Genomic DNA, 18,368 nt, shown 5'->3' with positions numbered 1-18,368 from the left:
TGCAGCCTGCGCATTTGGAAGCGGCGTGGCCCTGTGATCAATTGCACGCGCCGGAAATAAGGTGGTGAAGTCCCATGGGCAGTAATATCAATCCCGATCCGTTCACGACGAGGCCCGAGATCGAGGGCACGTTCGGGGTCGTCGCCTCGACGCACTGGATTGCGACTGCCGTGGGCATGGCCATCCTGGAAAAGGGCGGCAATGCCTTCGATGCCGGCGTTGCCACCGCCTTCACGCTCCAGGTGGTCGAGCCGCATCTGAACGGTCCCGGCGGCGACGTGCCCATCATCGTGCATGACGTCAAGCGCGGCCGCACCGAGGTAATCTGCGGCCAGGGCCCGGCGCCGGCGCGGGCCACCATCGCGCATTACAGAAGCGAAGGCCTCGACATGGTGCCGGGCACGGGTCTACTCGCCGCCTGCGTTCCCGGCACCTTCGAATCCTGGATGATGCTGCTGCGCGACTACGGAACGATGCGCGTGCGCGACGTGCTGGAGCCGGCGATCTCCTACGCCCGCGACGGCTATCCGCTGGTCGAGCGCGCCTGCGCCACGATCCAGACCGTCGAGCAGCTGTTCCGCAAGCACTGGCCGACGTCCGCCGCGGTCTACCTCCCGAACAGTGAAGTGCCGAAGCCAGGCGCGCTGTTCACCAACAAGACACTGGCTGCGACCTACGCCCGGATCCTGAGCGAGGCGGAAAGCGGCGGCGGTGGCCGCGATGCGGAGATCGAGCGCGCGCGCAAAGCTTGGTCGCAAGGCTTCGTCGCGGAAGCCGTCGACAAGTTCTGCCGAACCCAGGAGGTGATGGACGTCAGCGGCTCGCCACATCGCGGCGTGCTCTCCGCCGACGACATGGCGCGCTGGCAGCCGACCGTCGAAGCGCCACTCACCTACGACTATGGCCGCTACACCGTCTGCAAGGCCGGCGTCTGGAGCCAGGGTCCGGTCACCTTGCAGCAGCTCGCGCTGCTGAAGGGCTTTGCACTCGACGGCCTCGATCCGACCGGGCCGGAGTTCATCCATCTCCAGATCGAATGCGCCAAGCTCGCCTTCGCCGACCGTGAAAAATTTTACGGCGATCCCAAGTTCAACGAGATCCCGATCGCAACGCTGCTGTCGGATACCTACAACGACGAGCGCCGCAAGCTCGTCACCGACAAGGCTTCGCTGGATTTCATTCCGGGCTCGGTCGAAGGCTTCGGCGGTGTCGTCAAGCTGCGCCGCGCGGAGGGCCAGCGCGAGGCGGTCGGCGCGCTCGGCGCCGGCGAGCCGACCGTGGGCCGCTTCGGCGAGGTGCGCGGCGACACCGTGCATTTCGACATCATCGATAGGGACGGCAATATGGTGTCGTCGACGCCGTCGGGCGGCTGGCTGCAATCCTCGCCGATCATTCCCGAGCTCGGCTTTTGCCTCGGCAGCCGCGCCCAGATGTTCTGGCTGGAGGAAGGCCATCCCGCCGCGCTCGCGCCGGGCAAGCGGCCGCGCACGACGCTCTCTCCGACCATGGCGCTGCGCGACGGCGAGCCTTACCTCGCCTGGGGCTCGCCGGGCGGCGATCAGCAGGACCAGTGGATCACGCAATTCTTCCTGCGCCACGTCCATTGCAACCTCAATCTCCAGGAAGCGATCGACGCGCCGGCCTGGCATTCCGAGCATTTCCCGATCTCGTTCTGGCCTCGCACCGCACGTCCCGGGGTGCTCGTGGTCGAGAACCGCGTGCCGAAGGCAACCATCGAGAACCTGCGCGAGCGCGGACATATCGTCGAGGTCGGCCCCGACTGGTCCGAAGGCCGCCTCACCGCGGCCTCACGCGTGGGCCCGCGCCGGCGCGCCGCCGCCAATCCGCGCGGCATGCAGGGCTACGCGGCGGGACGCTGAAGGCAGCACATGACCTGGTCGATCATCGCGCGCGATCCTGCCACCGGCCAGTTCGGAATCGCGGTCGCGACCCGCTTCTTCGCCGTCGGCGCGCGCGTGCCGTATATTGCCGCCGGCCTCGGCGCGATCGCAACACAAGCCTTCGTCAATCCCTATTACGGCATCGACGGCATCAAGTTGTTGCGCGAGGGCCTCAACGCCCACGACGTGCTCGCCACGCTGCTGGCGACCGATGGCGGCCGCGAGAGCCGCCAGGTCCATATCATGGATGCCAGCGGCGCAATCGCCGCGCATACCGGGCGCGACTGCGTTGATTGGTGCGGCCACGTCGCGGGCAGCGGCTTCTCGATCGCCGGCAACATGCTCACCGAGGCCGACGTGCTCGACGAGACCGCGAAGACATATATCGCAAATGACAGCCTGCCCTTCCCTCGTCGACTAATCGCGGCGATGCGCGCCGGCGAAGCCGCCGGCGGCGACAAGCGCGGCAAACAGTCGGCCGCGCTCGTGATCCACGGCGAGGAGGAATGGCCAGCGCTGGACATTCGCGCCGACGACCATCCCGATCCGCTCGGTGAGCTCGAACGCCTCGAGCGCGTCAGCCACGAACTCTGGGTGCACTTCCGCGCCTCCATGCCGACGCGGCAGAACCCGGCCGGCAACACCGATCGCAGCGTCATCGACGCCAGCATCGAAGCGGCGCGCGCGAGACGATCATGAGCGCCAGCCCCCTCATCGAGATCAAGGATCTGCGTATCCGCTTTCATGGCGACGACGGCCGTATCACCCACGCGGTCGACAGCGTCGATCTCAGCGTCGCCAATGGCGCGACGCTCGGTCTCGTCGGGGAATCCGGCTGCGGCAAGAGCGTGACGTCGCTGGCGATCATGGGCCTGCTGCCGAAGCAGAGCGCGGAAATAAGTGGCGCGATCCGCTTCGACGGCTTCGACCTGCTGACGACGCCGGACCAGACCCTGCGCGATCTGCGCGGCAATCGGTTGGCGATGATCTTCCAGGAGCCGATGACCTCGCTCAATCCGAGCTTTACGATCGGCGACCAGATCATCGAGACGATCCTGCGTCACCGGGGCGGCTCGCGGAGGAGCGCGCGCGACCGCGCGATCGAGCTGCTGCGCCGCGTCCATATCCCTTCGCCTGAGCGTCGCATTGACGACTACCCACACAAGCTCTCCGGCGGCATGCGCCAGCGCGTCATGATCGCGATGGCACTCGCCTGCGACCCGCGGCTGCTGATCGCGGACGAGCCGACCACCGCACTCGACGTCACCCTGCAGGCCCAGATCCTGGAGCTGATGCGCGAGCTGAAAGCCGCGAGCGGCGCCGCGATCATCTTGATCACCCACGATCTCGGCGTCGTCGCCGAGGTCTGCGACGAGGTCGCGGTGATGTACGCCGGCGAGATCATCGAGCGGGCGCCGGTCGATGAATTGTTCTCCGCGCCGCAGCATCCCTACACCGTCGGCCTGCTCGGCTCGATCCCGCGGCTCGACCACCGCGCCGAGCAGCTTGCGACAATCGAAGGCATGGTGCCGAACATGGCGCGGCCGCCCGGCGGTTGCCGCTTCGCCGCGCGTTGCCCCTTCGTGCTCGACGCCTGCACCAAGGTGCCGCCGCCACTGGTCGAACTCAGCGACGGCCACCTCTCGCGCTGCATCCGCGCGCCGCTCGAATTGCTGGTATCGTGATGGCGCTCCTCGAAGTCGAAGGCCTGGTCAAGCATTTCGTCGCCCAGCGCTCGCTGCTCGGCCGCGCGCTGGCGCACGTCAAGGCGGTCGACGGCGTGTCCTTCTCGCTGGAGGCCGGCAAGACGCTGGCCCTGGTCGGCGAATCCGGTTGCGGCAAGTCCACCGTCAGCCGCCTGGTGCTGCGGCTGATCGAGCCGGACGCTGGTATGATTCGCTTCGACGGCCGCGACCTGCTGGCGCTCGACGCCGGGACCTTGCGCGCCTTCCGCCGCGAGGCGCAAATCATCTTCCAGGATCCCTACGCCTCGCTCAATCCGCGCATGACGGTCGGCCAGATTCTGACCGAGCCGCTGGCGTTGCACGATCTGGTGCCGCCGGTGCGGCGGGCCGAGCGCGTTGCCGAACTGCTGCGGCTGGTCGGGCTGGAGCCGCGCCTCGGTCGGCGCTATCCGCATGAATTCTCCGGCGGCCAGCGCCAACGCATCGCGATCGCCCGCGCGCTCGCGGTCGAGCCGAAGCTCATCATCTGCGATGAGCCGGTCTCGGCGCTCGACGTCTCGATCCGCTCGCAGATCCTCAATCTGCTGCGCGAGCTCCAGGACCGGCTTGGCCTCGCCTACATCTTCGTCTCGCACGACCTTGCCGTGGTCAAGCACATCGCCGACCACGTCGCGGTGATGAATCTCGGCCAAATCGTCGAGACGGCGGAAGCCGACGCGCTGTTCGCCGCGCCGCGCCACCCCTACAGCCGGGCGCTGCTGTCGGCGATCCCGCTGCCGCAGCCGAAGGCAAAACGAACGACGGTGCTGCTGGAGGGCGAAATCCCGAGCGCCCTCAATCCGCCCGCCGGCTGCCGCTTTCACACCCGCTGCCCGTTCGTGATCGAGCGCTGCCGCAATGAGGCGCCTGCGCTTCTAGCTGACCGCACCGGCCATGCCACCGCCTGTCACCGCACCGCGGAGCTGCCGTCCGCCGACGCCATTCTACCCACCGCCGGCGGGTTTTCGCCGGTGCTTGCAAAGCTGGTCGCGGCCTTCAGCCAAAAGACGGAAGGCAGCAGCCCCGCCGGGGTTGGTATACAGTGCGCCGCGTCCGCAACGAAATAGCCGAAGCAATGGGGATCGACCGATGAAGATGTTTCGCCTGGCCGCAACAGCCGCCGCTGTGCTGGTGTCGATCGGGGCCGCGCAAGCCCAGACCACGTTGCGCATCGGTCTAGCCGAGGACCCCGATGTCCTCGACCCCACGATGGCGCGCACCTATGTCGGCCGCATTGTGTTCTCCTCCTTCTGCGACAAGCTGTTCGACATCGACGAGAAGCTCAACATCGTGCCGCAGCTGGCGCTCTCGAGCGAAACCGCCGACGACGGCAAGGCGCTTGTCATCAAGCTGCGGCCCGGCGTGAAATTCCACGACGGTGAGCCGTTCGATGCCGAGGCCGCAAAATTCTCGCTGGAACGGCATCTGACGTTCCCCGGCTCGTTCCGCAAGCCGGAGCTCGCCTCGGTCGATCGCGTCGAAATCGTCGATCCCCTCACGGTCAAGCTGGTGCTGAAGTCGCCGTTCTCGCCGCTGCTCGCTCAGCTCACCGACCGCGCCGGCATGATGATGTCGCCGAAGGCTGCCAAGGAGGCCGGCGACAAGTTCGGCCTCCGCCCGGTCTGCGCCGGCCCTTACAAGTTCGTCGAGCGCGTGCAGCAGGACCGCATTGTGTTCGAGAGATTCGCCGACTACTGGAACAAGGACAACGTCTTCATCGACAAGATCGTGTTTCAGCCGATCGTCGATGCCACCGTGCGGCTCGCAAACCTGAAATCCGGCGGCCTCGATCTGATCGAGCGCGTACTCGCCACCGACCTCAAGGAGGTGCGCGCCGACTCCCGGCTGAAGGTCGCGACCGCCATCGAGCTCGGCTATCAGGGCATCACGCTCAACATCGGCAAGGACAAGGCCAAGGGCCCGCTCAGCCAATCCGCCAAGGTGCGGCAGGCACTCGACTGGTCGATCGACCGCGAGGCGATCAACCAAGTGGTGTTCAACGGCGAATTCAAGCCGGGCAACCAATGGGTCAATCCCGATCACCCCTATTATCAGGGCGCATTTCCGATCCACGGCCGCGACATCGCCAAAGCCAAGGCCCTCCTGAAGGAAGCCGGCGTCACTGGGCCAGTCAGCGTTGACTTCCTGGTACCAAAGGGTGCCGAGACCGAAGCGGTGGCTCAAGTGGTGCAATCCATGGCGAGCGAGGCGGGCTTCGATATGAAGATCCGCGTCACCGAGTTTGCGACGTCGCTGAAGCAGGCCGAGTCCGGCGAATACCAGGCCTTCATGCTGGCATGGAGCGGACGCATCGATCCCGATGGCAATTCCTACGTGTTCCTGCGCAAGGATGCGCCGCAGAACTACAGTGCCTGGACCAACGCCGACGCGGACAAGGCGCTCGACGATGCCCGCCGTACGTCGGACATGGCTCAGCGCAAGGCCGCCTACGAGAGACTTGCGAAGCTGGAGCTGGAAGATCACGCCATCCTCTACCTCTATCACCGCCGGATCATCATCGCGCACACGACCAAGCTCGAAGGCTATAGGCAAATGCCGGACGGCCTCGTCCGCGTTGTCGGCCTCAAGCTGAAGTGACGCTGCGAGGATGCTGAACTTCCTCGCCCGCCGACTTGTGCAGATCGTGCCGACGCTGTTCTTCGTCTCGGTGCTGATCTTCTCGCTGCAGCAATTGCTGCCGGGTGACCCCGCGCTGGTGATGGCGGGCGAGGAGCGCGATCCCGCCGTGATCGAGCAGATCCGCCGCCAATACCGGCTCGATCAGCCCGTCCCGGTGCAGTACGCCTACTGGATCAAGGGCGTGCTCTCTGGCGATTTCGGCGAGTCGCTGCGCAACAAGATGCCGGTGCGCGAGTTGATCGCACAGAAGCTGCCGGTGACGCTGCAGCTCGGCTCGATGGCGATCCTGATCGCGTTGCTGATCGGCATTCCCGCGGGCATCGTCGCGGCCGTGAAGAAAGGTTCGGCCTGGGACTACGGCGCGAACCTGTTTGCGCTGTGGGGCATCTCGACGCCGAACTTCTGGCTCGGGATCATGCTGATCTTCCTGTTTTCGATCGAGCTTGGATGGCTGCCGGCTTCCGGCTACGTGCCGCTCACCGAGAACTGGCGCGCAAGCCTGGCCGTCACCATCATGCCGGCCTTCGTGCTCGGCAATGCGATCGCCGCGATCCTGATGCGGCATACGCGCAGCGCCATGCTTCAGGTGCTGGAAAGCGACTACGTGCGCACCGCGCGCGCCAAAGGACTGTTGGAGCGCACGGTGATCCTCAAGCATGCCATGCGCAATGCGCTGACCCCCGTCATCACGCTCGGCGCGCTCGAGCTCGGTACGCTGCTCTCCGGCGCGGTCCTGACCGAGCAGATCTTCTCCATTCCCGGCTTCGGCAAGCTGATCGTGGATGCCGTATTCAACCGCGATTATGCCGTGGTGCAGGGCGTCGTCCTGGTGACGGCCACGGTCTACATCACGCTGAATCTGGTGGCCGACATCGCCTACATCCTCGTCAATCCGCGGCTCCGGGGCTGATCCATGACCGACGCCGCGCTGCCGAGCCCTCTCACGCGAGCCGACGAGCTGGATAGCCCGGCCCGCCGCGCGCGTCGGCGGCTGTTCAAGCGCAAGGCAGCGGTGTTCGGGCTCGTCGTGCTCACGATGTTCATCGCCCTTGCCGTGCTCGCTCCGCTCATCGTGCCCTATGATCCCATCGCGACGAGCTGGAGCCTAGTGCGCAAACCGCCGACCTCGGCCCACTGGTTCGGCACCGACGAGCTCGGCCGCGACATCCTCAGCCGCGTCGTCTACGGCGCGCGCGCCTCGCTGCTCGCAGGCCTGATCTCGGTCGCGATCGCGCTCGGCATCGGCGTGCCGCTCGGTCTCCTCGCCGGCTACCGCGGCGGCTTCACCGACGCGCTGATCAGCCGCATCACCGATGCGATGCTGGCCTGCCCGTTCCTGATCCTGGCGATCGCGCTCGCCGCGTTCCTCGGCCCGAGCCTCGGCAATGCCATGATTGCGATCGGCATCTCGGCGACGCCGATCTTCATCCGCCTGACCCGCGGCCAGGTGCTCGTCGTCAAAGCCGAAGACTATGTCGAGGCCGCGCGCGCACTCGGCAATCCGCCGTGGCGGATCGCGCTCTCGCACATCCTGCCGAACATCCTCCCCTCGCTTCTGGTGCAGGCGACGCTCTCGATCGCTGCCGCCATCATCGCCGAGGCCGCCCTCTCCTTCCTCGGCCTCGGCCAGCAGCCGCCGGCGCCGTCCTGGGGCAGCATGCTCAACGCGGCACAACGCTTCCTGACCCAGGCGCCCTGGATGGCAATCTGGCCGGGCCTTGCGATCTTCCTCGTCGTGCTGTCGCTGAACCTGCTCGGCGACGGGCTGCGCGACGCACTCGACCCAAGGCAGCGCTGATTATTCCTCTTGGTGAGGAGCTCAGACCACCACCTCCCGCAGCACGCGGCGGCAATCCATCTCGAATTCCAGATCGACCACCGGCGGACGGGCGAAATGCCAGGTCAGCCCGGAGCGGAGCGCGCCGCGACGGACCAACTCGTCCACCAGCGCATGGTGAAAGTCGTGCACGGAATAGGCCTGCACCCCGGTTGTATCCTTCCAGCCGAAGCCGAAGGCTGCCATCCGGTTTTCCATCTGCGACGTGGTGGTGAAGCGCACCTTCTCGCGCAGCCCCTCCGGGCTGAGATCGCGGTAGCGCACCGTGCGCTCGACATAGGAGCCGCTGCCCTCGCGCGCCTCGGCGCCGCCGGCGATGACGAAGCTCGGCAAATCTGACCGCGTCGGACGCGTGAAGGAGAACGCATAGAACGACGGTTCGGACGGCGGATCGATCTCGGGGCAGACATTGCTGCGCGCCACCGGATTGGTGCTGCCGTCGAAGATGCCCCATTCGGACAGCGTCTTCACATAGTGCAGATTGAACGCGCGAAAGCCTTCTTCGCTGAAGGCCGCTGGCGAGCGCAGCTCGCAGGCGCAGAACGCCGTCAGCGGGCGGCCCGCCTCCTGGATGAACTTTGCCGCCAGCGCAAATCCTTCGGCGAGCGGCACCAGGCGGTCGAACCGGACCCGCTCGATCTCGTAGCCCTCATCCGCGGCAGCACCGGCGGAATATTGGAACACGGACGGAATGAAACGATAGTTGCCGGCCGAGAATTCGCGCGTCATGACGGACTCCTATTCCAGTTGCATGCGAGTGCCCTTGGCGCCGTTGAGCAGGCGCTTCAGGTGAAATCCGGCCAGCGGATCGTCGGCGTGCATGCCGACCAGCGCGGCGAAGGACGGCATGGCCGCGGCATCGCCGGCCTCCATCTTGGCAAACGCTTCGGCATATTGCGCCGTCGCTGGCGCCTCGAACCTCGCCTGCGGCAGCGGCTCGAATGCGCGCAGCGGCTCGCTGCGTCCGCGCAGCATCAGGTCGCCCACGGGACGGCCACGAAAGTTTTCGGCCCCATTCGCAACGCTGGCACTAACGCAAATGCGCGTTCCCAGGTGCTTGTTCGCCGCCTCAAGCCGGGCCGCAATATTGATGGTGTCGCCATAGGCCGTGTAGTCGAAGAAGCGGTTGCCGCCGAAATTGCCAACCAGCGCCGGACCGGCATGAGCGCCGATGCGGGTAGCTCCGAAATTCACGCCTCTTGCCTTCCAGCGCGCCGAAAAATCCTCCGCCCAAGCGTCGAGAGCATGGGCACAGGCGACCGCGCGCGTTGCATAGTCCGGCTGGTCGCCGGGGGCGTTGAACAGCACCTGGATCGCATCGCCGATGATCTTGGCGACCGTCCCCTCATGGGCGAAGACGATCTCGGTCATGCCGCCGACATATTCGTTGAGGAGCTCGCCCAGGGTCTGCGGAGGCGCGGTCTCGACCAGCGAGGTGAAGCCTGTAATATCGGTGAACAGGGTGGCGACATCGCGCCACTGCACCTCAATGCCGTCGCCATCGACGTTCGCGGCCAGCCGCCTTGCAATCTCCGGCGAGAAGAAGCGCGACAGCGAGGCATGGGCGCGCTCGGCTTCCATCTGGCGCCGCCGCACCTCGCGCAGCATCTCCACATGGCGGACGGTCTTCTCGATCGTAGCTTCGAGGTCGGCGAAGTCGATCGGCTTGGTCAGGAAGTCGAACGCACCGCGGTTCATGGCGGTGCGGATGTTGCTCATGTCGCCGTAGGCCGAGACGATGATGGTCGACTTCTTCTCCTGGGCCTCCTGGAGCTTCGCGAGTAGCGACAGGCCGTCCATTCGCGGCATGTTGATATCGGAGACCACCATGTCGACATGCGGATTCTGCTCCAGCGCTTCCAGCGCCTCCAGGCCGTCGCGCGCGAAGATCAGCGCGAGCTGCCCATCGCGGATCTGCCTGCGGAATTTCTGCAGGATCAGCGCCTCGAGATCCGGCTCGTCGTCGACGAAGAGGATGGTCGCAGTCATGCGGCTTGCTCGAGCCTCGTGTCGATCTCCTGCCGCAGCAGCGCAAAGTCGATCGGCTTGGTGAGGAGCCCGACGGCGCCCCGTTCGATCGCCTTGCGGCGCGTCTCCGCATCGCCATAGGCCGTGATCATGATGACGGGAACATCGGGATGCGCGGCACGCACCTTCGGCAGCATGTCGAGCCCGCTCATGCCGGGCATGTTGATGTCCGACAGGATCAGGATCAGCGAGGGATCACGGACTTCGGCGGCGCGCTCGAGCGCCTCGGGGGCCGAGAGCGCAAACTCCATCTGAAACCGGCCGGCGCGCAGGTCGCGCCGGAACTGCTGCCGAAACAGTGCCTCGACGTCGGGCTCGTCATCGACGACCAGGATGTAAACGTTCAAGACTTTCCTCCGGAAGTGTCGCCCGCTGCCATCGTCCGCGGCAGCGTGATGATGAACTCGGTGAATACACCTTGTGTGGTGTCCACGTCGATCGTGCCGCCGTGTTGTTTCACCACGATGTCGTGGCTCATTGAAAGGCCGAGTCCCGTGCCCTCGCCGGCCGGCTTGGTGGTGAAGAAGGGATTGAACATCTTTTCCTTCACCTCGGCTGGAATCCCGGTGCCGTTGTCGCGAATCCGGATCTGGACCCTGTCGCCGAGATTCTTCGTTGCCGCGCGCAAAGTGGGCTCGAATGCATCGCCCTCGCTCTCCTTGCGCTTGGCCGCGGCATAGAAGCCGTTCGAGATCAGGTTCAGCAAGACGCGCGTGATCTCCTGCGGATACACCTCGATCATGCCGGCATCCGGGTCGAAATCGCGCTGGAGCGTGACGTTGAAGGCGGGCCTTTCGGCGCGCGCGCCGTGATAGGCGAGATTGAGGCTCTCCTCGACCACCGCATTGATGTCGACGGCGCGATGCTCGCCGGAACCCTGACGCGAATGCAGCAGCATGTTCCTGACGATGGAATCGGCGCGCTTGCCGTGCTGCACCACCTTCTCGAGATTGGCCCTGAGCATGCCGGTCAGCTCGTCGACCTCCTTCTTCGTCTTGCCGTCGAGCGCGGCCGATTGCAGGATCTCGTTGAGCTCGTCGATCAGCTCGGTCGAGACCGCGGAGAAGTTGTTGACGAAGTTGAGCGGATTCTTGATCTCGTGGGCGATGCCGGCGGTGAGCTGGCCGAGGGAAGCGAGCTTTTCGGTCTGAATCAGGCGGTCCTGCGCGGTGCGCAGATTGTCGAGCGATTGCGATAGCTCGGTCGTACGCTCGCGCAATTGCTTCAGCAGGCGCGTATTCTCGATCGCGATGACGGCTTGCTTGGTAAAGTTCTCCACCAACGCGACTTGTTTGTCCGTGAAGCCGCGAATCTCTTGTCGAAAAATCGTCATCGCGCCGATCAGATCATCCTCTTTCAGCATGGGTACGGAGAGAAGGGTTCGGGCGCCGGCAACGTCGGCCATTCCGACGACAAAGGGAACACCGGCCTTGTACCCAGGACTTTCCCTCAAGTCATTGATCTGCGCGGGCTGATGCGTCGCGATGATTGCAGCCAGCGTCGTTCCTGGATGTGGGAAGATCGGAGTCCGCTTACGGAAGGCGGAGAAATCGGGCGGAATGTTGTAGTCGGTGACGATGTTGAATTTCTGGCCGTCCCACAGATTCATCGTGCCGAAATTCGCACCGCAGACGCGGGTAGCATTCTCCAACATCTTCTGAAACACCGGCTCTAACTCTCCCGGAGAGGAGCTAATGACTTCGAGCACCTCCGACGTCGCCGTTTGTTGCTCGAGCGACTCCCGCAATTCGGCGGTCCGCTTCTCGACCTTGTTCTCGAGGTCCGCATAGGATTCCTGCAGGCGCGCGCCCATGTCGTTGAATTGGTCGGCGAGTCCTTCGAGCTCGTCGCCGGTCTTGATCGAGATGCGCTGGGAGAAATCACCACCGCCCATTCGTTCCGCGCCGCTCCGCAGCGCCTGGATCGGCCCGACCATGCGGCGCGCCAGGAAGATCCCGGCCAGCACCGCGAAGATGGATGCCGCGAGCAGCACGATTGCAAGGCGCTGCAGCGAAGCATAAAGCGCGGCATAGGCTTCCTCGACCGGCAGCTCGACGAACATGGTCCAGCGCAGCGGCTCGATCGGGGCCGATGCGGTCAGCACCTTCTGCCCCTGGATGTTGTGGGCCTCGGAAAGCACGTCTGGCATGGCGCCGCCGGCTTGCACGGCGCGTACCTGCGCAAGGCCGGACATGTCGGTGTTGCGCAGCACGAGACTGATGTCGGGATGCGCGATCAAGCGGCCCTCCGGGCCGACCACGTAGGCGTTGCCGTGCTCGCCGACCTTGATCTGGGACACGACGTCCCAGATCAGCTTGAGATTGACCTCGGCGATGCTGACGCCGGCATCCTTGCGTGCGCCCGCCAGCGCCAGCGTCATGTAGGGCTCGGACTCCCGGCGAAAATAGACCGGCCCGTAATAGACCTTGCGCGCGACCGCCTCGGTGAACTTCGGATCGCTCGACAGGTCGATCCCGCTGTCGAGCACGTCCATCGCCAGCCGCGAGACCCGCAGCCGCTCCTTGCCAGTCGAATCCACCTGGGCCAGCTCGGTGATCGCAGGGACCTGGCGCAACAGGCGCAGCGCGTCGAACCGGCGCTGCTCGATCGAGCCGCCCGACCAGGGCAGCTGCGTGGTCCAGCCGAGCTGGCTCTCGATCTCCTTGACGAACCGGCCGATCTTGGCAGCGGCCGCCTCGGCCTGCTCGTGCTGGACCCGAATCAGAGAGGCCTTGTGCTCGCGATAGTAGAAGTAGACCTCGAACAGGCCATTGGCGAGCAGCGCAATGGCGACGACCGCCACGAAAAGCGCGACGTATTTGGCGAAGAGCCGGGTCCGGATTCCGCGCCCCGCAGTGTCGCCGGAGGCGACCTCGCCTGGGGCCGCGCTCGGCAATGTCCCGGCTCGAGGTGTATCGGGGTGGAGGGACAGGCTCATTCCACGGAACCTAGCAAGAAGACCGGACCTTGTCTCTCGCAAGCGCGGCAAGGAGCTCGCCCGAGCCCCAACGAAAAGGGCGGCAGCGGATCACCGCTGCCGCCCTTTCGGGACTAGCCTGCCGGCGGCCTCAGGTCGGCCGTAGCGCCTTTGAATCGAGGTCCAGCTCGCCGATCTGCTTGTTCCGCTCCGAATCGGCCGCCGCGCGATGGTCGGTCGCCAGCACCACATAGACTGCCGGCAGCACGAACAGCGTGAACAGCGTGCCGATCGACATGCCGGCGACGACAACGAGACCGATCGAGAAGCGGCTGGCCGCGCCCGCGCCGGTCGCGGTCAGGAGCGGGATCAGGCCGGTCACCATCGCGGCCGTGGTCATCAGGATCGGCCGCAGACGGATGCGGGCCGACATCTCGATGGCCGAGCGGCGGTCGAGCCGCTCGTTAACCTGGAGCTCGTTGGCGAACTCCACCATCAGGATGCCGTGCTTGGTGATCAGGCCGACCAGGGTGAGCAGACCGACCTGGGTGTAGATGTTTATGGTCGCCATGCCGAAGAACAGCGGGATCAGCGCACCGACGATCGCCATCGGCACCGAGATCATGATGACCAGCGGGTCGCGCAAGCTCTCGAACTGGGCCGCCAGCACCAGGAAGATGATGATCAGCGCGAAGCCGAAGGTGATGGCAAGCTGATTGCCTTCCTGCACGTATTGCCGGGAGTCAGCCAGATAGTCGTGGCTGAAGCCTTGCGGCAGCTTCTTGGCCTCGCCTTCGAGGAAGTCGACCGCAGCGCCGACGGTCACGCCGGGCATCGGCACGGCGGAGAACGTCGCCGAATTGAGCTGGTTGTAGTGCGTCAGCGAATTCGGATCGGTCTTGGTCCTGATCGAGACCACGGTCGACAACGGAAGCTGCTGCCCGGTGTTGGTCGTCACATAGTAGCCACCGAGCGATTCCGGGGACAGCCGCTTGCCGCGCGGCACCTGCGGAATCACCTGATAGGAGCGGCCCTCGAGGTTGAACCGGTTGATGTAATTGCCGCCGAGCAGCACCGCGAGCGTCGAGCCGAGGTTCTGCATGTTGACGCCGAGGTCCTGAGCCTTGGTGCGGTCGATCGTCACCTCGACGTTCGGCTGGTTGTAGGCGAGGTCGCTATCGGAGACGATGAACATGCCGCTCTTGCGTGCAGCCTCCTTCAGCTTCTCCATCTGCTCATAGACGGTCTGGAAGCTGGCCGTGGAATTGATCACCATCTGGATCGGCAGACCGCCGGGTCCGCCCGGCAATGGCGGCAGGTTGAACGCGAACGCCTGCACGCCCTCGATCTTGGAGAGCTCGGCCTGCACCAGCGGCTTCAAGGCGATCGACGAGCGTGTGCGCTCGTCCCAGGGCTTCAAGAGCATGCCGGCAATGCCGCCTTGCGGGCCATTGATGCCGTTCAGCACGAAACGCAGATCGGTCTCGGGGAATTTCTGGAATTCCTTGTCGAGCTTCTCGCCGTAGAAATCGACATAGTCGATGTTGGCGTATTTCGGCGCCTTGGTCACCGCGAACACGATGCCCTGATCTTCCTCGGGCGCCAGCTCCTTCGAAGTGTTCATGTAGAGGAAGCCGACGAGTCCCAGGATCGTCACGGCGAACAGGCCGGTGATGGCCTTGTAGTCGAGCGAGCGGTCGAGCTTGCGGCCATACCACCGCGTCATGGCGCCGAACACCCGGTTCACCAACTTGGCGAAGCGGCCCTCTTCGGTGTTCTTCAGCAGCACCGAGCACATCATGGGCGACAGCGTCAGCGCGATCACGCCTGATACGATGACCGAGCCTGCGAGGGTAAAGGCAAATTCGCGGAACAGCGACCCGGTGAGGCCACCGAGGAACCCGATCGGCGCGTACACGGCGGCGAGCGTGATGGTCATGGAGATGACCGGCCCGACGATTTCGCGCGCGCCTTGTAGCGAAGCCTGGACCGGCGTCTTGCCCTCCTCCAGATGGCGATGGATGTTCTCCACCACGACGATGGCATCGTCGACGACGAGGCCGATCGCCAGGACCATCGCGAGCAGGGTCAGCAGGTTGAAGCTGAAGCCCAGCGCCAGCATCATCGTGCAGACGCCGATCATCGACAACGGAATGGTGACGACGGGAATGATGACGGAGCGCAGCGAGGCGAGGAACAGGAAAATGACCACGATCACGATGATGACGGCTTCGCCCAATGTATTCCGCACCTCGTCGATCGAAGATTGGATGAACTTGGTCGAGTCGTAGGCGACCTTCATCTTCATCGAGGGCGGGAGGTTGCGTTCGAGCTCGGGGAACAGCGCGCGCACACCCTTGACCAGCGTCAGCGGATTACCCTGTGGCGTCGCCTGCACGCCAATGAAGATCGCGCGCTCGCCGTTAAAGGCGACGCTGGCATCCGTGCTCTGGGCTGCAAGCTCGACGGTGGCGATGTCCTCCATCCGCACGAAGCCGCCGTCCTTGGCCTTGACGATCATCTTCTTGAACTGATCGACGTTGGTCAGGCCCGTGTTGGTCGAGACGTTCGAGACGATCAGATAGCCCTTGGTCTGGCCGGCCGCGGACTGGAAGTTGTTGGCCTGGATCGCCGCCGCAACGTCAGCCGGCGATACGTTGCGGCCCGCCATCTTCACGGGATCGAGCCACAGCCGCATCGCAAAGGTCTGGCCGCCCAAAATGTCGGCCGAGGCGACGCCGTCGACGGTCGACAGCACCGGCTGCACCACACGCGTCAGATAGTCGGAGATGGCCGAGCCGGACAGCTCGTCCGAGGAGAATCCGAGATACATCACGGCCGTGGTCTGGCCGGTGGTCTTGGTGACGATCGGGTCGTTGGATTCCTTCGGAATCAGGTACTTCACTGAATTGGTCTTCGCCAACACCTCGGTGAGCGCCTGGTTCGGATCGAAATTCAGCTTGATGTAGACCTGGATCGTCGAGGTGCCGAGCACCGAGGACGAGGTGATGTAGTCGACGCCTTCGGCGGACGCGACCGCCTGCTCGATCGGCGTGGTGATGAAGCCCTGGATCAGGTCTGCGGACGCGCCGGGATAGACGGTCGTGATGTTGATGACCGTATTCGACAGCTTCGGATATTGCCGGATCGGCAGCACCATTGCCGCGCGCAGGCCGATCAGCAGGATCAGCAGGCTGACGACGACCGACAGGACCGGTCGTTTGATGAAAATGTCGGTAAAAGCCATCGCGGGCGATCTCGATTTCTTTTTTTCAAGACGCGTGATCCGGCCGGGCCGGATCACGCGAGGATATTGTCAATAGCGCGGCGGCTGCGCCGGGATCTGCGGGGCCGGATCGGTCGAGATCGATACCGGCGCGCCTGATTGCAGCTTGAGCTGGCCGAGAGCGACGACCTTGTCGCCTACCTTCAGGCCCTTGACGATTTCGACGCGACCCTCGACCCGGTTGCCGGTCTGCACGAAGGTGCGCACCGCCGACAGGCTGGTCTTGCCGTCTTCTTCCTTCTTCTCGGTGATCACGAACACCGAGTCGCCGTACAGCGTGTAATCGACTGCCGTTTCAGGCACCGTGATCACGGCCGGCTTTTCCGGCAGCACCACGGTCGTGGTGACAAACATGCCGGGCTTCAGGATCTTCTCCGGATTGGCAATCGTGGCCTGCACGCGGATGTTGCGAGTATCGGTCGAGATCTGGGGCTCGATCGTGGTGATCTTGCCCTCGAAGGTGCGGCCCGGATAGGCGTCGACCTTCAACCGCACGACCTGGCCGACCTTGAGGCTGCCGGAATCCTTTTCCGTCACCGTGAAGTTGGCCCACAGCTCGGACAGATCGGTCAGCGACACGATCGCCGTGCCGGCGGTCAGATACTGGCCGACCTCGACCTTGCGCATGCCGAGATCGCCGGCGAACGGCGCGCGCACCAGCTTCTGCGAGATCAACGCCTCGGTCTTGGCGATGCCCGCCTGGGCCTGGTCATAGGCAGCCTGCGCGGTATCGACGGTCGCCTGCGGACCGAACTGGCGCGAGGCCAGCTGCTTGGCGCGTTCAAGCGACAGCTGCGCGACGGTCGCTTGCGCCTTGTAATTGGCGAGATCGCCCTGCTCGGGCGCGTCGAACAGTTGCACCAGCGGCGTGCCGGCCTCGACGCGCGTGCCCGGCTCGAACTTGATCGCGGTGACACGGCCGTTGACGTCGGCGCTGACGTCGACCTGATGCACGGCGACGAGGCTGCCGACCGCGGTGAGCAGGTTCGGCACCACCTCGGACTTCGCCTCGGCCGCGCTGACAGCGGTCGGCGGCGGCTTGTTGTTGGCGAAGAATTGCTTGATCATCTGGCCGCGGAAGTAATTGAACCAGACGAGCCCTCCGACGAGCACGGCCAGAAGCGTGCCAACGATGATGAACCAGCGCACTGGCCGGACCGGACGCTTGGGAGCCTTGTTGTCGATCGGTTGCCCCGAAATCTTGTTTTCGGCCACGATGTTCATGTCATGCACTTTCTGCAATCGCCGCCCGGTTCGCATCCGCGGCCTGATTGCGGCCCAGATGCGAAGCAATTGCGGCGTCGTTAAGTCCGATACCCCTCAGGAGAAACTCACAGAGCTGCCGCTCCAGGTCGGTCGCCCTGCCGTAAGCAAGACAGGGCGTGGCCGGCAGCCTGGTCAGCGCCGCGGTCATCACCGCATGATGCGCGAACCAGAACAGGTTGAGCGGATCGCCAGCGCAGGGCCGCGCGTCACCGCTCGCAACCGCACGCTCGAGCGAGGCGACGAAGACAGCGCCGATCAGCGTCTCGATCTTGGCATACAGCAATCGGGCGAATTCGCCGTCATCCAAATGGCTCGTGGCCATTAGCCGCAGGCGCTGCGCCTCTTCCTGATCGGGACCGTCAGCGATCTGGAGGAAGTGCTCGACCATGCCGCGGATCACCTCGACCAGCGTAGCCGTCGACGGCTCGCGCTCGAGCAGCTCCATCAGAGCGGGATCCGCCTCGCATTCGTCGCTGAGGATCTCGGCGTAGAGCGCCGCCTTGGACGGGAAATGCTTGAACAGCAGCGCTTCAGAAATGGCAGCGGCGGCCGCCACGCTCTTGGTCGTGGTGCCGTTATAGCCGTGTCGGGCAAAGCAGCGCTTTGCGGCGCCGAGGATCAATTGACGCCTCAGGTCGCTCGTCATACGCAATGAGCTCATGCTCGGTGAGTAAGCACTCACCCACGCAGGAGTCAAGCACTATGTTGCATCGCAACCTGCGTGCGACCTAGAATCAATGGAAATTGGTCGAGCCTGCACGGCCCGCGT

14 protein-coding genes are annotated in these 18,368 nt (G+C 64.8%); 7 read left to right on the top strand and 7 right to left on the bottom strand.

Features of this window, described 5'->3' with window-relative positions; all coding sequences use genetic code 11:
- Positions 1-74: 74 nt before the first annotated feature.
- The 7 genes from I6F12_RS03475 to I6F12_RS03445 are packed head-to-tail and all read left to right on the top strand — an operon-like array spanning position 75 to position 8,063.
- Positions 75-1,880 (top strand): gamma-glutamyltransferase family protein, encoded by a 1,806-nt coding sequence (locus tag I6F12_RS03475; RefSeq protein ID WP_225155508.1) that lies wholly within the window; start codon positions 75-77, stop codon positions 1,878-1,880.
- A 9-nt stretch (positions 1,881-1,889) separates the two neighbouring features.
- Positions 1,890-2,600 (top strand): DUF1028 domain-containing protein, encoded by a 711-nt coding sequence (locus tag I6F12_RS03470; RefSeq protein WP_225155507.1) that lies wholly within the window; start codon positions 1,890-1,892, stop codon positions 2,598-2,600.
- Positions 2,597-3,586 (top strand): ABC transporter ATP-binding protein, encoded by a 990-nt coding sequence (locus I6F12_RS03465; RefSeq protein WP_225155506.1) that lies wholly within the window; start codon positions 2,597-2,599, stop codon positions 3,584-3,586. The genes I6F12_RS03470 and I6F12_RS03465 overlap by 4 nt, the downstream gene beginning before the upstream one ends.
- Positions 3,586-4,692, top strand: a complete 1,107-nt coding sequence (locus I6F12_RS03460; RefSeq protein ID WP_225155505.1) for a dipeptide ABC transporter ATP-binding protein — start codon at positions 3,586-3,588, stop codon at positions 4,690-4,692. Before I6F12_RS03465 ends, I6F12_RS03460 begins: the two co-directional genes overlap by 1 nt.
- A gap of 22 nt (positions 4,693-4,714) precedes the next feature.
- Entirely contained in the window at positions 4,715-6,223 is a 1,509-nt protein-coding gene (locus I6F12_RS03455; RefSeq protein WP_225155504.1) for an ABC transporter substrate-binding protein, read from the top strand.
- 10 nt (positions 6,224-6,233) lie between these two features.
- Positions 6,234-7,175 carry an ABC transporter permease gene (locus I6F12_RS03450; RefSeq protein ID WP_025034874.1) on the top strand — a complete coding sequence of 314 codons (942 nt, stop codon included), beginning with the start codon at positions 6,234-6,236 and terminating at the stop codon, positions 7,173-7,175.
- 3 nt (positions 7,176-7,178) lie between these two features.
- Complete coding sequence (locus I6F12_RS03445; RefSeq protein WP_057027046.1) at positions 7,179-8,063, top strand: ABC transporter permease; 885 nt, start codon at positions 7,179-7,181, stop codon at positions 8,061-8,063.
- A gap of 21 nt (positions 8,064-8,084) precedes the next feature.
- Here I6F12_RS03445 and I6F12_RS03440 read toward each other — a convergent pair whose 3' ends face one another.
- The 7 genes from I6F12_RS03440 to I6F12_RS03410 form a co-directional block, all read right to left on the bottom strand.
- Positions 8,085-8,831 (bottom strand): hypothetical protein, encoded by a 747-nt coding sequence (locus I6F12_RS03440; protein WP_225127385.1) that lies wholly within the window; start codon positions 8,829-8,831, stop codon positions 8,085-8,087.
- Between the two features lie 9 nt (positions 8,832-8,840).
- Positions 8,841-10,091 carry an adenylate/guanylate cyclase domain-containing protein gene (locus tag I6F12_RS03435; RefSeq protein WP_036004735.1) on the bottom strand — a complete coding sequence of 417 codons (1,251 nt, stop codon included), beginning with the start codon at positions 10,089-10,091 and terminating at the stop codon, positions 8,841-8,843.
- Positions 10,088-10,477 carry a response regulator gene (locus I6F12_RS03430; protein ID WP_025034870.1) on the bottom strand — a complete coding sequence of 130 codons (390 nt, stop codon included), beginning with the start codon at positions 10,475-10,477 and terminating at the stop codon, positions 10,088-10,090. The genes I6F12_RS03435 and I6F12_RS03430 overlap by 4 nt, the downstream gene beginning before the upstream one ends.
- Complete coding sequence (locus I6F12_RS03425) at positions 10,474-13,068, bottom strand: ATP-binding protein (protein ID WP_225155503.1); 2,595 nt, start codon at positions 13,066-13,068, stop codon at positions 10,474-10,476. Before I6F12_RS03425 ends, I6F12_RS03430 begins: the two co-directional genes overlap by 4 nt.
- A 130-nt stretch (positions 13,069-13,198) precedes the next feature.
- Positions 13,199-16,294, bottom strand: coding sequence for a MexW/MexI family multidrug efflux RND transporter permease subunit (locus I6F12_RS03420; protein WP_036025801.1), 3,096 nt, complete (start codon positions 16,292-16,294; stop codon positions 13,199-13,201).
- A gap of 69 nt (positions 16,295-16,363) precedes the next feature.
- Positions 16,364-17,557 (bottom strand): efflux RND transporter periplasmic adaptor subunit, encoded by a 1,194-nt coding sequence (locus I6F12_RS03415; protein WP_036004727.1) that lies wholly within the window; start codon positions 17,555-17,557, stop codon positions 16,364-16,366.
- A gap of 1 nt (position 17,558) precedes the next feature.
- Positions 17,559-18,260 (bottom strand): TetR/AcrR family transcriptional regulator, encoded by a 702-nt coding sequence (locus I6F12_RS03410; protein WP_063822469.1) that lies wholly within the window; start codon positions 18,258-18,260, stop codon positions 17,559-17,561.
- Between the last annotated feature and the right edge of the window lie 108 nt (positions 18,261-18,368).

Origin of the sequence: Bradyrhizobium sp. IC4059 (assembly GCF_020193615.1) — a bacterium.
In the GTDB taxonomy this organism is placed as follows: domain Bacteria; phylum Pseudomonadota; class Alphaproteobacteria; order Rhizobiales; family Xanthobacteraceae; genus Bradyrhizobium; species Bradyrhizobium yuanmingense.
The sequence above is the reverse complement of the archived record's forward strand: the minus strand, read 5'-3'. Positions and strand labels throughout refer to the sequence as shown.

What these genes read in the sequence shown, in the direction of transcription:
- I6F12_RS03475 (WP_225155508.1), top strand. Translation starts at nt 75, where the DNA reads ATGGGCAGTAATATCAATCCCGATCCGTTCACGACGAGGCCCGAGATC.
- I6F12_RS03470 (WP_225155507.1), top strand. Translation starts at nt 1,890, where the DNA reads ATGACCTGGTCGATCATCGCGCGCGATCCTGCCACCGGCCAGTTCGGA.
- I6F12_RS03465 (WP_225155506.1), top strand. Translation starts at nt 2,597, where the DNA reads ATGAGCGCCAGCCCCCTCATCGAGATCAAGGATCTGCGTATCCGCTTT.
- I6F12_RS03460 (WP_225155505.1), top strand. Translation starts at nt 3,586, where the DNA reads ATGGCGCTCCTCGAAGTCGAAGGCCTGGTCAAGCATTTCGTCGCCCAG.
- I6F12_RS03455 (WP_225155504.1), top strand. Translation starts at nt 4,715, where the DNA reads ATGAAGATGTTTCGCCTGGCCGCAACAGCCGCCGCTGTGCTGGTGTCG.
- I6F12_RS03450 (WP_025034874.1), top strand. Translation starts at nt 6,234, where the DNA reads ATGCTGAACTTCCTCGCCCGCCGACTTGTGCAGATCGTGCCGACGCTG.
- I6F12_RS03445 (WP_057027046.1), top strand. Translation starts at nt 7,179, where the DNA reads ATGACCGACGCCGCGCTGCCGAGCCCTCTCACGCGAGCCGACGAGCTG.
- I6F12_RS03440 (WP_225127385.1), bottom strand. Translation starts at nt 8,831, where the DNA reads ATGACGCGCGAATTCTCGGCCGGCAACTATCGTTTCATTCCGTCCGTG.
- I6F12_RS03435 (WP_036004735.1), bottom strand. Translation starts at nt 10,091, where the DNA reads ATGACTGCGACCATCCTCTTCGTCGACGACGAGCCGGATCTCGAGGCG.
- I6F12_RS03425 (WP_225155503.1), bottom strand. Translation starts at nt 13,068, where the DNA reads ATGAGCCTGTCCCTCCACCCCGATACACCTCGAGCCGGGACATTGCCG.
- I6F12_RS03420 (WP_036025801.1), bottom strand. Translation starts at nt 16,294, where the DNA reads ATGGCTTTTACCGACATTTTCATCAAACGACCGGTCCTGTCGGTCGTC.
- I6F12_RS03415 (WP_036004727.1), bottom strand. Translation starts at nt 17,557, where the DNA reads ATGAACATCGTGGCCGAAAACAAGATTTCGGGGCAACCGATCGACAAC.
- I6F12_RS03410 (WP_063822469.1), bottom strand. Translation starts at nt 18,260, where the DNA reads ATGAGCTCATTGCGTATGACGAGCGACCTGAGGCGTCAATTGATCCTC.